This is a genomic window from Celeribacter indicus (assembly GCF_000819565.1).
Lineage (GTDB): Bacteria > Pseudomonadota > Alphaproteobacteria > Rhodobacterales > Rhodobacteraceae > Celeribacter > Celeribacter indicus.
The window spans coordinates 2,604,662-2,617,712 of record NZ_CP004393.1 but is presented as its reverse complement, the minus strand read 5'-3'; the positions used below and the strand labels follow the sequence as shown (position 1 = coordinate 2,617,712).

Genomic DNA, 13,051 nt, shown 5'->3' with positions numbered 1-13,051 from the left:
CCATGCGGCGCATTTCCATCTTCGGTTCCACCGGCTCCATCGGGCAGTCGACGCTCGACCTGATCCGGCGCGACCGGGAGGCCTATCGCGTCGTCGCGCTCACCGGCGGGCGCAACATCGCCCGTCTCGCCCGCGACGCCCGCGATCTCGGCGCGGACGTGGCGGTGACCGCCCATGAGGATTGCCTTCCCGATCTGAGGGAGGCGCTCGCCGGGTCGGGCGTTCAGGCGGCGGCGGGGCCGCATGCGCTGCTCGAGGCGGCGGAGCGGGAGGCCGACTGGATCATGTCGGCCATCGTCGGCGCGGCCGGGCTCGCGCCGGGGCTGCACGCCCTGCGCCACGGCACGACGCTGGCGCTCGCCAACAAGGAAAGCCTCGTCACCGCCGGCCCGCTCCTCATGAGCGAGGCGCGGAGCCACGGCACCCGCGTCCTGCCGGTCGACAGCGAACATTCCGCCGTGTTCCAGGCCCTCGTCGGCGAGGAGCGCGGCGAGGTCGAACGGGTGATCCTCACCGCCTCCGGCGGACCCTTCCGCGACTGGCCGCGCGAGCGGCTCGGGACCGTGACGCTCGAACAGGCCTGCCGGCATCCGTCCTGGGACATGGGGCAACGGATCACCATCGACAGCGCCTCCATGTTCAACAAGGCGCTCGAACTCATTGAGACACGGGAATATTTCGGCTTCACCCCGGCGCAGATCGAGGTCATCGTCCATCCCGGCTCCTATGTGCATGCGCTCGTCGGCTTCCGCGACGGCGCGCTCATGGCCCATCTCGGGGCGCCCGACATGCGCCACGCGATCGGCTATGCCCTGCACTGGCCGGAGCGGCGTGCGCTGCCGGTGGAACGGCTCGACCTCGCGCGGATCGGCCGGCTGCGCTTCGAGGCGCCCGACGAGACGCGCTTTCCCGCGCTCCGCCTCGCGCGCGAGGTGATGGAGATCGGCGGGCTCGCGGGCGCCGTGTTCAACGCCGCGAAGGAGGCGGCGCTCGACCTGTTCATCGCCCGGCAGATCGGGTTCCTCGACATGGCCCGGATCGTCGAGGCGGTGCTCGGGGAGATGTCCGCGGGCACGGGCCTCGGCCGGGAGGCGCTGAGCCTAGAGACCGTGCTCGCCGCCGACCGCGAGGCGCGGGCACGGGCCCATGCGACCCCGATCGCGGCGCAATAAAGGAAGGACGGTTCCGCAATGTATGTCACCACGCTTCTCGGCGATCTCGGCGGACTGGCCTATACGCTCGTCTCCTTCGTCATCGCGCTCTCGATCATCGTCACCGTGCATGAATACGGCCATTACATCGTCGGGCGCTGGTCCGGGATCAAGGCGGATGTCTTCTCGCTGGGGTTCGGCAAGGTGCTCTGGTCGCGCAAGGACAGGCGCGGCACGCAATGGCAGATCGCAGCGCTGCCCTTCGGCGGCTACGTCAAGTTCGCGGGCGACGCGAATGCCGCCTCCGCCCCCGACCCGCATGCGGTCGACGGATTGCCGCCCGAACAGGCGCGCCACACCATGCCGGGTGCGCCGCTCTGGGCGCGCACCGCGACGGTGGCGGCGGGGCCGGTCTTCAACTTCGTCTTCTCCTTCATCGTCTTCACCGCCTTCCTGCTCGCCTCCGGGCAGGTGGGCGAGCGGCTGATCGTCGACGAGGTCGCCGCGATGCCCGTGCCCGTCGCGCTCGAACCCGGCGACGAGGTGATCGCGATCGAGGGCGCTCCCGTGCCCGAGATGGCGGACTTCTTCAGCTTCGTCGAGGCGCTGCCGCACGGCGCGGCGCTCTCCTATACCGTCTTGCGCGACGGGGCCGAGGTGACGGTCGAGGCGCCGCATCCCTATCCGGTGATCGTCGCGGGGATCTCCCCGAAATCCGCCGCCCGCGACGCGGGGCTGCGGGTCGGCGACGTCATCACCGCGCTCGACGGCACGCCGGTGCCGACCTTCCGCGGGCTCCAGGACCATGTCATGAGCCACGACGGCGCGCCGATGACGCTCACGATCTGGCGGCCGGACGGGCAGGGCGGGGAGACCTTCGAGACCACGCTCGAGCCGCGCCGGCGCGATCTGCCGCGCCCCGAGGGCGGGTTCGAGACCCGCTGGCTCATCGGCATCACCGGCGGGCTGCTGTTCCAGCCGGGCACCGAACCCGCCGGGATCGGCGAAGCCATGGCCTATGGCGTCCAGAGCGTCTGGCAGATCATCGTCACCTCGATCTCCGGCATCTGGCACATGATCACCGGCGCGATCTCCACCTGCAACCTCTCGGGGCCGGTGGGCATCGCGGAGACCGCCTCGACCATGGCCTCCCAGGGCACCTCCTCCTTCATCTGGTTCATCGCCATGCTCTCGACCGCCATCGGGATGCTGAACCTGTTCCCGGTCCCGGTGCTCGACGGCGGCCATCTGGTGTTCTATGCCTATGAGGCGGTGCGCGGCAAACCGCTGCCGGACCGGGCGGTGGGGGTGATGATGACCGCAGGCCTCGCCGTGATCCTCTTTCTCATGCTGATGGGGCTCGGGGCCGATCTCTTCTGCCGCTGAGGCGGGCAGTCCGGCCGCGGCCGGATGCCGCGCCGGACGGTCCTAATCTCGCCACAATCGGCGCGTATCCGTCGGGCGTCGGCCCGGTCGGGCCCCGCCGGTCGGGCGTTGCGCCGCCGGTTGGCAGTCGAGAAAGGATCACGCCATGACCCCCCTTCGCGCCGGATATGAAAGCCTGTCGCAGCTCGCCGATCTGAACCGCGACCGCCTGCTTAGCACCGCGGCGATCGCCGTCGCCCTTCTCGTCGCGTCCGGCGTCGCCCGGCTGCTGCTCTGACCCCCGCGCGGGCCGCCGCGCTTTCCGTACCAGACGTTTTGACAAGGGAGAGTATTCCGGCTACTCACCTATACAAAACGTGGGATTTTGAGAAAGCTGTGGTGGTATCCATGACGCGTGGCTCCTTTCGCCCGAAACAGCGCCTCACGGCGCGCGCACTTGCCCTGACCTGTTCGGCTTTCGCCGTAAGCACAGTGGCTTACACGAGCTTTCCGACGCCCGCCGTCGCCCAAAGCTATTCCTTCTCCAATGTGACCATCGAGGGCGCGCAGCGCATTTCCGCCGACACGATCCTGTCCTATGCGGGAATCGCGCGCGGACAGGCGGTCTCGGCCGGCGAGCTCAACGACGCCTATCAGGCGGTGCTCGGCTCCGGCCTCTTCGAAACCGTCGAATTCGTGCCGCAGGGCAACACGCTCGTGATCCGGGTCAGCGAATATCCCGTGGTCTCGCGCATCGCGATCGAGGGCAACCGCGCCCTTTCCGACGACGTGCTCCTGCCGATGCTCACGACGAAGGTGCGCCGGGTCTATTCCCCCTCCGATGTCGAGGCCGACGCCGCCCTCATCACCGAGGGCTACGAGACCAAGGGCCAGCTCGTTGCCACCGTCACGCCGAAGATCATCCGCCGCGACAACAACCGCGTGGACGTCGTCTTCGAGGTGACGGAGGGCAAGGGGGTCGAGGTCGAGCGGTTGAGCTTCGTCGGCAACCGCAGCTTTTCCGACTACCGGCTGCGGCGCGTGCTCGACACGAAACAGGCCGGGCTCCTGCGCTTCATCATCGGGCGCGACACCTATGCCGAGGAGCGCATCGAATTCGACAAGCGCGTGCTCACCGATTTCTACACCTCGCGCGGCTATGTCGATTTCGAGGTGCTGAACGTCGCCGCGGAATTCTCCCGCGAACGCAACGCCTATTTCCTGACCTTCAACCTGCGCGAAGGGCTGAAATACGACTTCGGCACGATGACCATCAGCTCCCAGGTTCCCGAGGCGAATGTCGCGGATTTCCAGAGGGCGATCAATATCCGCGCCGGGCAGACCTATTCGCCGACCGCGGTGGACAACGTGATCTCGCGGATGGAAGCCATCGCCACTGAGAAGGGCATCGACTTCCTGCGCGTCGAGCCGCGCGTGACCCGCAACCCGCGCACCCAGACGCTCGACATCGACTTCGCGATGGTGCGCGGCCCGCGCGTCTTCATCGAGCGCATCGACATCGAGGGCAACGCGACGACGCTCGACCGCGTCGTGCGCCGCCAGTTCCGCGTGGTCGAGGGCGATCCCTTCAACCCGCGCGAGATCCGCGAAGCCGCCGAACGCATCCGCGCGCTCGGCTTCTTCTCCAATGCCGACGTGAACACGCGGCAGGGGTCGAGCGACGAACAGGTCGTGGTGGACGTCGACGTCACGGAACAGCCGACGGGCTCCTTCACCTTCGGCGCGAACTTCTCCGTCTCCGAGGGGGCGAACCTGATCGCCTCCTTCAGCGAACAGAACTTCCTCGGCCGCGGCCAGAGGCTGTCGTTCAACTTCACGACCAAGCTCGACGACGGCAACCTCAGCTTCAACTTCGTCGAACCGGCCTTCCTCGGGCGCAACGTCGCCTTCGGCCTCGCCGGCGGGCTGTCCTCCAGCCAGCCGAGCTATGCCGAACACATCACGCGCCGCGCCTATCTCTCGCCGCGCCTGACCTTCCCGGTCTCCGCCAATGGCAGCCTGACGCTGAACTACCGCGCCGAGCTCAGCGAGGTGACCGAGGATGACGACTACATCGACAACGGCAATGTCTATCCGGACATGATCCAGGAAGATATCGACGACGGGCGTATGATGGCCCATTCCGTCGGCTATTCCTACAGCTACGATACGCGCCGCAGCGGGCTCAACCCGAACGCGGGCTTCCTGCTGCGCTTCGGACAGGATTACGCCGGGCTGCTCGGCGGCGATGTCGACTACGTCAAGTCCTCCGCGGAAGTCACCGGCGAGATGAGGGTATGGAACGAGGAGGTGACGCTGCGGGCCACGCTCGAGGGCGGGGTGATCGACGCCGATGGCGACTCGCGCATCTCCGACCGGTATTTCAACAGCTCGCAGATCATGCGTGGTTTCGAGCCGGGCGGCATCGGGCCGCGGGACAGCGGCGACGACGAACTCGCGCTCGGCGGCAATTACTTCGCCGTCGCACGTCTGGAGGCGCAATTCCCGCTCGGCCTGCCCGAGGAATACGGCCTCGCGGGCGGTGTCTTCCTCGACTACGGGTCCGTCTGGGGCCTCGACGACACCTCCGGCATCATCGAGGATTCGGACGACCTGCACTGGCGCTCCGTGATCGGCGCCTCGGTCTTCTGGACCACGCCGCTCGGCCCGCTGCGCTTCAACTTCACGAAGGCGCTCGAGAAGGAAGACTACGACGAGGAGCAGAACTTCGACCTGACGATCTCCACGAGATTCTGATGCGCACACTGGGTCGGCATGGTGGGCTCGGACGGGCGGCGGTCTTCGCGTTGGCGGCCGCCGCGCTGCCCGTGCAGGCCCAGGAGGCCCGGCCGGAGCGGCCCGACCCGCAACCGCACGGCGCGGCGGAGGGCCAGCCGCGGCCGAGCTTTCCGATCCTGATCTTCGACCGTGCCCGCGTGCTGTCGCAAAGCGAGGCGGGGCAGGCGCTCGAGGCGCGGATCGACGAGGCCCGCGCCGCGCTCCTCGCGGAGAACGAACAGATCTACGCGGATCTCGAGGCCGAGGAACAGCGGATCGCCGACGAACGCCCACAGATGAGCGAACAGGAGTTCCGCACCCAGGCCGCCGCCTTCGACACGCGGGTGACGGAGACCCGCGCGCGGCAGGACGAAAAGGCGCATGAGGTTCAGGAACTCTACGACAACGGCATTGCGGAGATCGAGGCGGAGATGAACGCGGTGCTGACCGCGGTCGCGCGCGACCTCGGCGCATTCCTGGTCTTCGAGCGCCAGCAGGTCTATCTCATGTCGGGCGCGATCGACATCTCGGAAATCGTCATCGACCGGCTCGACGCCGGACCGGAGGACGCAGGACCCGCGGGAGACGCGGCCCCTCCGGAAGACGCGGACATCCCGGCCCCGACGCAGGAGTGATGTCTGCCGCGCTTGTCAGAGCCGGGCGGGGTTGCTAGGTAACCCAGACCGTTTCGCGGCGGGCGATGGCCCGGACGGAACCGCAGAACAACAAGAAGGGCCCAGGGAAGACACATGACAGATCCCCTCAAGACCGCCGATATCGACCTCATCCAGCGTATCCTGCCGCATCGCTACCCGTTCCTGCTCGTCGATCGCGTGATCGACATCGACGCCCCGAACGGCTGTACCGGGATCAAGAACGTGACCTTCAACGAGCCGCATTTCACCGGGCATTTCCCCGGCATGCCGGTCATGCCCGGCGTCACCATCGTCGAGGCGATGGCGCAGACCGCGGCGGTGATGGTGGGCGTTCACATGGATCTCGCCGACAAGGTCTTCAACGTCTTCTTCATGTCGATCGAGAGCTGCAAGTTCCGCCGCAAGGTCGTGCCCGGCGACCAGCTCAGGATGCACGTCACCGTCAAGCGCGGTGGTGGCAAGGTCTGGAAATTCGACGGCCGTGCGGAGGTGGACGGGGAGCTCGCCTGCGAGGCGTCCTTCACCGCGATGATGGACCTGTCGGCGGCAAAGACCGCATAAGGGGGCCGAGATGAGCATTCACCCGAGCGCGAAGATCCATCCCTCGAGCGTGATCGAGGCGGGGGCGGAGATCGGCGAAGGCGCCGAGATCGGGCCGTTCTGCCTCGTCGGCCCGCAGGTCAGGCTCGGCGCGCGGGTGCGGCTCAAGTCCCATGTCGTCGTCACCGGCGATACGGTGATCGGCGAGGACACGGTGGTGTTCCAGTTCGCCTCCATCGGGGAAATCCCCCAGGATCTCAAGTTCCGCGGGGAGCGGACACGTCTCATCATCGGCAAGCGCAACCGCATCCGCGAATACGTGACGATGAACCTCGGCACCGAGGGCGGCGGCGGCGTGACGCGCGTCGGGGACGACGGGCTCTTCATGTCCTCCTGCCATGTCGCCCATGATGTGCAGATCGGCGACCGCGTGATCCTCGTGAACTCGGTCGCCGTCGCGGGCCATTGCCATATCGGCGACGACGTGATCATCGGCGGCTTGTCGGGCATCCACCAATGGGTACGGATCGGGCAGGGGGCCATTGTCGGGGCGCTCTCCATGGTGACCGCGGATGTGCTGCCGCATGCGCTCGTGCAGGGACCGCGGGCCGAGCTCGACGGCCTCAACCTCGTGGGGCTGAAACGCAAGGGCGTCGACCGCGAGGACATCAACCAGCTCCGCGCCGCCTTCCAGATGCTCAAGCAGGGAGAGGGGTCCTTCAAGGACCGCGCCCAGCGGCTCACCGAGGATTTCGACAGCGACTATGTCGCGCGGATGGTCGCGTTCGTCATGGGCGACAGCGACCGCGGGTTCCTGACGCCGAAATGAGGGAGGTGCCGATGGGGCGGGCCGCGATCATCGCCGGAAGCGGCACCCTGCCGCGCCTCGTGGCGGCGGCGCTCGAGGCGCCGGTCTACGTCACCCTCGACGGCGCCTCCGCCCCGGAGGGGGCGACCCATGTCTCCGCGCGGATCGAGAAGCTCGGCCGGCTGTTCAAGGATCTCAGGGCACAGGGCGTGACCGAGGTCACCTTCGCCGGCGCGATGGTGCGGCCGAAGATCAACCCGGTGCTGCTCGACCGCCACGCGCTGCGCCTTGCCATGTCGCTGGGCAAGGGCGACGACGCGCTCCTGCGCGAGGTGCTGGCGCTCTTCGCGGAACAGGGGTTCACGGTGCGCGGCGCGGCGGAACTCTGTCCCGACCTCACCCTGCCGTCGGGCACGCATTGGGGCCATGCCCCCTCGCCGGAGGAGACCGCGGACACCGACCGCGCCCAGGCGGTGCTCGACGCGCTCTCGCCGCTCGACGTCGGACAGGGGGCGGTCTGTGCCGGCGGGCAGATGCTCGGGATCGAGACCGTCCAGGGCACGGATGCGCTGCTGCGCTTCGTCGCGCAGACGCCGGAGCGACTGCGCCGGGCGAAGGGCGTCTTCGTCAAGGCCCCCAAGCGCGGGCAGGACCTGCGCGTGGACATGCCGACCATCGGGCCGGAGACGGTCGCCGCCGCCATCGCGGCGGGGCTCGGCGGGATCGTCATTCCGGGCGGCGCGGTGATCGTGATCGAGCGCGACCGCGTCCGGCACCAGATCGAGGAGGCGGGCATGTTCCTGAGCGCGCAATGAGCCTGAGGGTCTTCGTGATCGCCGGCGAGGCGTCCGGCGACAAGCTCGGTGCCGCCGCGATGGCGGGGCTGCGCACGCTCACCGGGGTCGAGTTTCGCGGCGTGGGCGGCACGCTGATGGAGGAGCAGGGGCTCGAAAGCCGCTTTCCCATGTCCGAGCTGTCGCTCATGGGCATCGCGGAGATCCTGCCGAAATACCTCCACCTGAAGCGCCGGATCCGGGAGGTGGCCGAGGCCATCCTCGACTGGCGCCCCGATGTGGTGCTGACTATCGACAGCCCGGATTTCTGCCTGCGCGTCGCGGATCTGGTGAAGGCGCGCGCCGACATCCGGTTTTGCCACTATGTCGCGCCGACCGTCTGGGCCTGGCGCCCCGAGCGCGCGGCACGGATGGCGGCGAAGGTCGATCAGGTGCTGGCGCTGTTTCCCTTCGAACCGCCCTATTTCGAGGCCGTCGGGCTGAGATGCGATTTCGTCGGTCATCCGGCGGTGACGGACGAGATCGCGGACGAGGCGGCGGTGGCGCGGTTCCGCGCGGATCACGGGATCGGGGAGGCGCCGCTGGTCCTCGTCCTGCCGGGCTCGCGCCGGGGCGAGATCGCCCGGCTCGGACCGATCTTCGGCGACACGCTCGGCCGTTTCGCCGGCCCCCGGCCGGAGGCGCGCTATGTCCTGCCCGTGGCCCCTGGGCTCGACGCGGCGGTGCGCGCGGAGGTCGCGGGCTGGCCGGTCGATCCGGTCCTCGTTCCCTCTGCCGACCGTGCGGGCAAGCGCGCCGCCTTCCGGGCCGCCGATCTCGCGCTGGCGGCCTCGGGCACGGTGTCGCTCGAGCTCGCGGCCAACGGCACGCCGATGGTGATCGCCTACCGGATGAACCCGCTCACCGAACGGATCGTGAAGCGCAAGCTGCTGGTCGACACCGTGACGCTCGTCAATCTCGTGACCGAAACGCGGGTCGTGCCGGAATTTCTCGGGGCAGACTGTATCCCGCACAGGATCGCGGCGGCGCTGGCGCATGAGCTGAACGCGGGCGCGGCGCAGAAGGCCGCGCTCGACGAGACGATGCGGCGGCTCGGGCAGGGCGAGGAGCCGCCGGGCGTGCGCGCCGCGCGGGCGATCCTCGACGGGCTGTCCTGAGACGCCCGCCGGGACCGGCCGCGGGCCTCACTCCGGTGCGACGACCGTCTGGACCTCGGCCATGATGTCGGGCATCTTCGTCTGGACCATCTGCATGATGTCGGGCTGCACGGCGGCGAGCACGTCCGGCATCTTGCGCATCACCGAACGGCCTTCCTCCGTGCCGTAGAAATCGCGCAGCGCGGTGATCTCCTCAATCGTGAACTGATCGGCCATCACCTCCGCCTGTCCGTTCATCACCTCGCGCATCGGATCGGCGAGGTTGTCCATGTAGATCCGGTGGATCTCGGACCGCTGCTCCTCGCTGAGGCTTTCACCGGTGCTCGCCTCGATCTGCGGCAGGATCGGCGTATACATCTGTTCGATGATCCGCTCCATATCCATGTCCTCGACGGCCATTTCGGTATAGTCTTCGGCGACGGCAAGGCGCTCCTCGCGGGTTTCTGCGTGGAGCGGCAGGGCAAGGCCCGCGGCGAGCGTCAGCGCGGCGAGGCCGCGGGGAAGGGTGAACATCATGAAGTCCTTTCTGATCAGATCGGGCGGAGCTTCGCGCATTTGCCGCGAATGTCAAAACCTGCACCGGCGGACGGGGGAAACCGGCGAAAAGCCGCGGTCCGCGACGGGCGCACGGTCGGATCCCGCCATCCGCGCGGGGCGGCACGCGATCCGTCCCCTCCTGATCTGTCTGTGCCTTGCCGCCGCCCCCCTGCGGGCCGAAGGCGATGCGGAGCGTGGCGCTGCCCTCTATGCCGCCCATTGCGCATGCTGTCACGGCGCCGTCCTGCGCCTGACGCTGAGCCCGGAGGACGCACCGCGCGTCGCGACGTTTCTCGAGGGCCACAAGACCCGCAGCCGGCAGGACCGGGAGGATCTCGCCGCCTATCTCGTGGAAATGGCGCGCTAGCGGCGCGGTCAGCGCAGATGCTGCGCCAGTTCGCCCATGCGCGCCCGCGTCAGCCCGATCCGGCAGGACCGCTCCGCGATCCCCGCACCCGACCCGCCGCCATAGGTCGCGCCGACAAAGGCGCACTGCGTGTCGCGGTAGCTCTCCCAGGCCGCCTGCGCGGTTTCGAGCGCAGGAAGCGCCACCGCCCGTCCGGTCGTGTCGTCGAGCTCCCCGGCCGCCTCCCGCGCGAAGCCCAGCTCGAGCTCCATCGCGCGCTGCGCCCGCTCCTCGACCCCCGCGACGCAGTCGGCGATCTCCACCTGCGTGCCGAGATCGAGCGAACACTCGAGCGCCGCATCGGCCAGTGCCGGGATGGGGAGAAGCCCGAAGAGCGCCAGCCAGCGCATCTCAGCGCCCTTTCCAGATCCAGCCGCCGCCGAAGATCCGCGGCGAGGCCGGATCGTAGAACACACACGCCTGTCCGGGCGAGACGCCTTCCTCGGCCACGACCAGTTCCACCTCCGCCTCGGTGTCCGAGATCGGGCGCACGATCGCCTCGCGCGGCGGACGGGTCGACCGCACCTTGACGTCGAGCACCCATTCGTCTCGCGAGGTGAAGGGGTCGTCGCCCAGCCAGTTGATCTCCCGCACCGGGATCGTCCGGGTCGCGAGCATCTCCTTCGGCCCGACGATCACGCGCCGGGTGTCCACGTCGAGTTTCACCACGTAGAGCGGTTCGCTCAGACCCCCGATGCCGAGCCCGCGCCGCTGGCCGATCGTGTAATGGATGACACCGTCATGCGTGCCGCGCAGCTTGCCCTCATGGTCGACGATGTCGCCGGGCTCCGCCGCGCCGGGGCGCAGTTTCTCGATGACCTGCGCGTAATTTCCGTTCGGCACGAAACAGATGTCCTGGCTGTCGGGCTTGTCCGCGACCGGGAGACCGTATTTCGCCGCGAGCGCGCGGGTGGCGTCCTTCGACGGCAGGTGACCGAGTGGGAAGCGCAGGAAGGAAAGCTGTTCGGGCGTGGTCGAGAACAGGAAATAGCTCTGGTCGCGATTCGGATCGGCCGCCGCGTGCAGTTCCGGCCCGGTCGCGCCCATCACGCGCTGGATGTAATGCCCGGTCGCCATGCAGTCGGCATCGAGATCCTTCGCGGTCTCGAGCAGGTCCTTGAACTTCACCCGCTCGTTGCAGCGGATGCAGGGCACGGGCGTCGCCCCCGCCAGATAACTGTCGGCGAATTCGTCGATCACGGCATCGCGGAAGACATTCTCGTAGTCGAGCACGTAATGCGGGAAGCCCATCTCCTCGGCCACCCGCCGCGCGTCGTGGATGTCACGGCCGGCGCAGCAGGCGCCCTTCTTCGCGAGCGCCGCGCCGTGGTCGTAAAGCTGGAGCGTCACGCCCACCACGTCATAGCCTTCTTCCGCAAGCTGCGCGGCCACGACGGACGAATCGACGCCGCCCGACATGGCGACGACCACGCGGGTTTGCGAGGGAGGCTTAGGAAAGCCCAATGAATTCAGCGGGTATGCGCCGTCGTGCATGTCGGAACCTTTCGGGATTGCCGCAAATATAGATAAATCCGCGACACTCTCAACCCCCCGTTTCACCGGGCATTAAGGCGATTGCGGCACAAGGGGCAGGCCATTTCCGAAGAGGGTGAGATCCATGTATCTGAAAAAAGTCGACGGTCCGCGCGCCGTCACCCTTCCCGACGGGACCATCATGACACGGGCCGACCTCCCGCCGAAGGACACGACCCGCTGGGTGGCCTCGCGCAAGGCCGCCGTGGTGCGGGGCGTCGTCTTCGGGCTGATTTCGCTCACGGAGGCGCTCGAGAGCTATGGACTGTCGGAAGAAGAGTTCACCTCCTGGAAGACGGCGGTCTCCGAACATGGGGAGGCGGCGCTGAAGGCGACCGCAAGCCGGAGGCGCGGTCGGAAGACACGGACCAAGGACGGCGAATGACAACCTTGAGTTGCATTTGGAAATTCGCTACATCTGGTAACGTGTAGTTAACCATTTTTGATGATCTTGTGAATAAAAGAACGCAACATGAACGCACTTGAATAGCGATACGGAGACCCTCGATATGCGCATTTTGTTGGTTGAAGACGATCCGACGACGTCGAAAAGCATCGAGCTGATGCTCTCACACGCCAACCTGAACGTCTACACGACCGATCTCGGCGAAGAGGGCATCGACCTCGCGAAACTCTACGATTACGATCTGATCCTGCTCGACCTCGGCCTTCCCGACATGAACGGCCATGACGTGCTGCGGCAATTGCGCCTCGCGCGGATCGAGACGCCGATCCTCATCCTCTCGGGCGCCGACGATACCGAAAGCAAGCTCCGGGGCTTCGGCTTCGGCGCGGACGACTACCTGACGAAACCGTTTCACCGCGAGGAACTGGTCGCGCGCATCCATGCGATCATCCGCCGTTCGAAGGGGCATTCCCAGTCCGTCATCCGTACCGGCAAGATCGAGGTCAACCTCGACGCAAAGACCGTCACCGCCACCGGCAAGCCGGTGCATCTGACCGGCAAGGAGTACCAGATGCTCGAGTTGCTGTCGCTGCGCAAGGGCACGACCCTCACCAAGGAGATGTTTCTCAACCACCTCTACGGCGGGATGGACGAACCCGAGCTGAAGATCATCGACGTTTTCATCTGCAAGCTGCGCAAGAAGCTCGCGACCGCGACCGACGGCGACAACTATATCGAAACGGTCTGGGGGCGCGGCTATGTGCTGCGCGATCCCGAGCCGGGCTCGGACGGGCTCGGCGAACAATTCGCCATCGGTGCCTGACGGGCGCCATGGATCATGAGTGGCCGCCGGCGCATCCTGGCTCCCGTGCCGGCGGGAGACGAGTGCCTCAGATGTTTTCTGACCCCGTGGATCATCT

At 67.5% G+C, this 13,051-nt stretch carries 15 protein-coding genes; 12 read left to right on the top strand and 3 right to left on the bottom strand.

Annotated elements, in window-relative coordinates; translation table 11 throughout:
• Positions 1-2: 2 nt before the first annotated feature.
• The 9 genes from dxr to lpxB all read left to right on the top strand — a co-directional run bounded on the left by dxr (position 3) and on the right by lpxB (position 9,249).
• The gene (gene dxr / locus P73_RS13205) at positions 3-1,172 is read left to right on the top strand and encodes a 1-deoxy-D-xylulose-5-phosphate reductoisomerase (protein ID WP_043869928.1); all 1,170 of its coding nucleotides are present in this window, start codon (positions 3-5) and stop codon (positions 1,170-1,172) included.
• 18 nt (positions 1,173-1,190) lie between these two features.
• Positions 1,191-2,537, top strand: coding sequence for an RIP metalloprotease RseP (gene rseP / locus P73_RS13200; protein WP_043869927.1), 1,347 nt, complete (start codon positions 1,191-1,193; stop codon positions 2,535-2,537).
• A gap of 145 nt (positions 2,538-2,682) precedes the next feature.
• Entirely contained in the window at positions 2,683-2,814 is a 132-nt protein-coding gene (locus P73_RS26660; RefSeq protein WP_275451659.1) for a hypothetical protein, read from the top strand.
• Positions 2,815-2,924: 110 nt separating this feature from the next.
• A complete protein-coding gene (bamA, locus tag P73_RS13195; RefSeq protein ID WP_043869926.1) occupies positions 2,925-5,273 on the top strand; it encodes an outer membrane protein assembly factor BamA in 2,349 nt (782 codons plus the stop codon).
• Positions 5,273-5,929, top strand: a complete 657-nt coding sequence (locus P73_RS24440) for an OmpH/Skp family outer membrane protein (protein ID WP_052453254.1) — start codon at positions 5,273-5,275, stop codon at positions 5,927-5,929. The genes bamA and P73_RS24440 overlap by 1 nt, the downstream gene beginning before the upstream one ends.
• Positions 5,930-6,043: 114 nt before the next feature.
• Positions 6,044-6,511, top strand: coding sequence for a 3-hydroxyacyl-ACP dehydratase FabZ (fabZ, locus tag P73_RS13185; protein WP_043869925.1), 468 nt, complete (start codon positions 6,044-6,046; stop codon positions 6,509-6,511).
• Between the two features lie 10 nt (positions 6,512-6,521).
• Positions 6,522-7,319 (top strand): acyl-ACP--UDP-N-acetylglucosamine O-acyltransferase, encoded by a 798-nt coding sequence (lpxA, locus tag P73_RS13180; protein WP_043869924.1) that lies wholly within the window; start codon positions 6,522-6,524, stop codon positions 7,317-7,319.
• Between the two features lie 11 nt (positions 7,320-7,330).
• Positions 7,331-8,113: an LpxI family protein gene (locus tag P73_RS13175; RefSeq protein ID WP_043869923.1), complete on the top strand. Its 783-nt coding sequence runs from the start codon at positions 7,331-7,333 to the stop codon at positions 8,111-8,113.
• Entirely contained in the window at positions 8,110-9,249 is a 1,140-nt protein-coding gene (lpxB, locus tag P73_RS13170; protein ID WP_043869922.1) for a lipid-A-disaccharide synthase, read from the top strand. Before P73_RS13175 ends, lpxB begins: the two co-directional genes overlap by 4 nt.
• A gap of 27 nt (positions 9,250-9,276) precedes the next feature.
• Here the strand turns inward: lpxB and P73_RS13165 are convergent, their stop codons facing one another.
• Entirely contained in the window at positions 9,277-9,765 is a 489-nt protein-coding gene (locus P73_RS13165; protein ID WP_158401941.1) for a DUF2059 domain-containing protein, read from the bottom strand.
• Between P73_RS13165 and P73_RS25660 the strand changes: the two genes are divergently transcribed.
• Positions 9,764-10,153, top strand: a complete 390-nt coding sequence (locus P73_RS25660) for a c-type cytochrome (protein ID WP_043869921.1) — start codon at positions 9,764-9,766, stop codon at positions 10,151-10,153. The genes P73_RS13165 and P73_RS25660 overlap by 2 nt on opposite strands.
• Before the next feature lie 8 nt (positions 10,154-10,161).
• On the opposite strand, the gene P73_RS13155 is transcribed toward P73_RS25660, so the two are convergent.
• Entirely contained in the window at positions 10,162-10,542 is a 381-nt protein-coding gene (locus P73_RS13155) for a lysozyme inhibitor LprI family protein (protein ID WP_043869920.1), read from the bottom strand.
• Between the two features lies 1 nt (position 10,543).
• Positions 10,544-11,686: a tRNA 2-thiouridine(34) synthase MnmA gene (gene mnmA / locus P73_RS13150; RefSeq protein ID WP_043869919.1), complete on the bottom strand. Its 1,143-nt coding sequence runs from the start codon at positions 11,684-11,686 to the stop codon at positions 10,544-10,546.
• A 124-nt stretch (positions 11,687-11,810) separates the two neighbouring features.
• On the opposite strand from mnmA, the gene sciP reads away from it, so the two are divergent.
• Both sciP and ctrA read left to right on the top strand, forming a co-directional pair.
• Positions 11,811-12,110 (top strand): CtrA inhibitor SciP, encoded by a 300-nt coding sequence (gene sciP / locus P73_RS13145; RefSeq protein WP_043869918.1) that lies wholly within the window; start codon positions 11,811-11,813, stop codon positions 12,108-12,110.
• 124 nt (positions 12,111-12,234) lie between these two features.
• A complete protein-coding gene (ctrA, locus tag P73_RS13140; protein WP_043871698.1) occupies positions 12,235-12,954 on the top strand; it encodes a response regulator transcription factor CtrA in 720 nt (239 codons plus the stop codon).
• The last annotated feature ends 97 nt before the right edge of the window (positions 12,955-13,051 follow it).

Coding starts and splice junctions, on each gene's coding strand:
- dxr (WP_043869928.1), top strand. CDS start 3: ATGCGGCGCATTTCCATCTTCGGTTCCACCGGCTCCATCGGGCAGTCG.
- rseP (WP_043869927.1), top strand. CDS start 1,191: ATGTATGTCACCACGCTTCTCGGCGATCTCGGCGGACTGGCCTATACG.
- P73_RS26660 (WP_275451659.1), top strand. CDS start 2,683: ATGACCCCCCTTCGCGCCGGATATGAAAGCCTGTCGCAGCTCGCCGAT.
- bamA (WP_043869926.1), top strand. CDS start 2,925: ATGACGCGTGGCTCCTTTCGCCCGAAACAGCGCCTCACGGCGCGCGCA.
- P73_RS24440 (WP_052453254.1), top strand. CDS start 5,273: ATGCGCACACTGGGTCGGCATGGTGGGCTCGGACGGGCGGCGGTCTTC.
- fabZ (WP_043869925.1), top strand. CDS start 6,044: ATGACAGATCCCCTCAAGACCGCCGATATCGACCTCATCCAGCGTATC.
- lpxA (WP_043869924.1), top strand. CDS start 6,522: ATGAGCATTCACCCGAGCGCGAAGATCCATCCCTCGAGCGTGATCGAG.
- P73_RS13175 (WP_043869923.1), top strand. CDS start 7,331: ATGGGGCGGGCCGCGATCATCGCCGGAAGCGGCACCCTGCCGCGCCTC.
- lpxB (WP_043869922.1), top strand. CDS start 8,110: ATGAGCCTGAGGGTCTTCGTGATCGCCGGCGAGGCGTCCGGCGACAAG.
- P73_RS25660 (WP_043869921.1), top strand. CDS start 9,764: ATGAAGTCCTTTCTGATCAGATCGGGCGGAGCTTCGCGCATTTGCCGC.
- P73_RS13165 (WP_158401941.1), bottom strand. CDS start 9,765: ATGATGTTCACCCTTCCCCGCGGCCTCGCCGCGCTGACGCTCGCCGCG.
- P73_RS13155 (WP_043869920.1), bottom strand. CDS start 10,542: ATGCGCTGGCTGGCGCTCTTCGGGCTTCTCCCCATCCCGGCACTGGCC.
- mnmA (WP_043869919.1), bottom strand. CDS start 11,686: ATGCACGACGGCGCATACCCGCTGAATTCATTGGGCTTTCCTAAGCCT.
- sciP (WP_043869918.1), top strand. CDS start 11,811: ATGTATCTGAAAAAAGTCGACGGTCCGCGCGCCGTCACCCTTCCCGAC.
- ctrA (WP_043871698.1), top strand. CDS start 12,235: ATGCGCATTTTGTTGGTTGAAGACGATCCGACGACGTCGAAAAGCATC.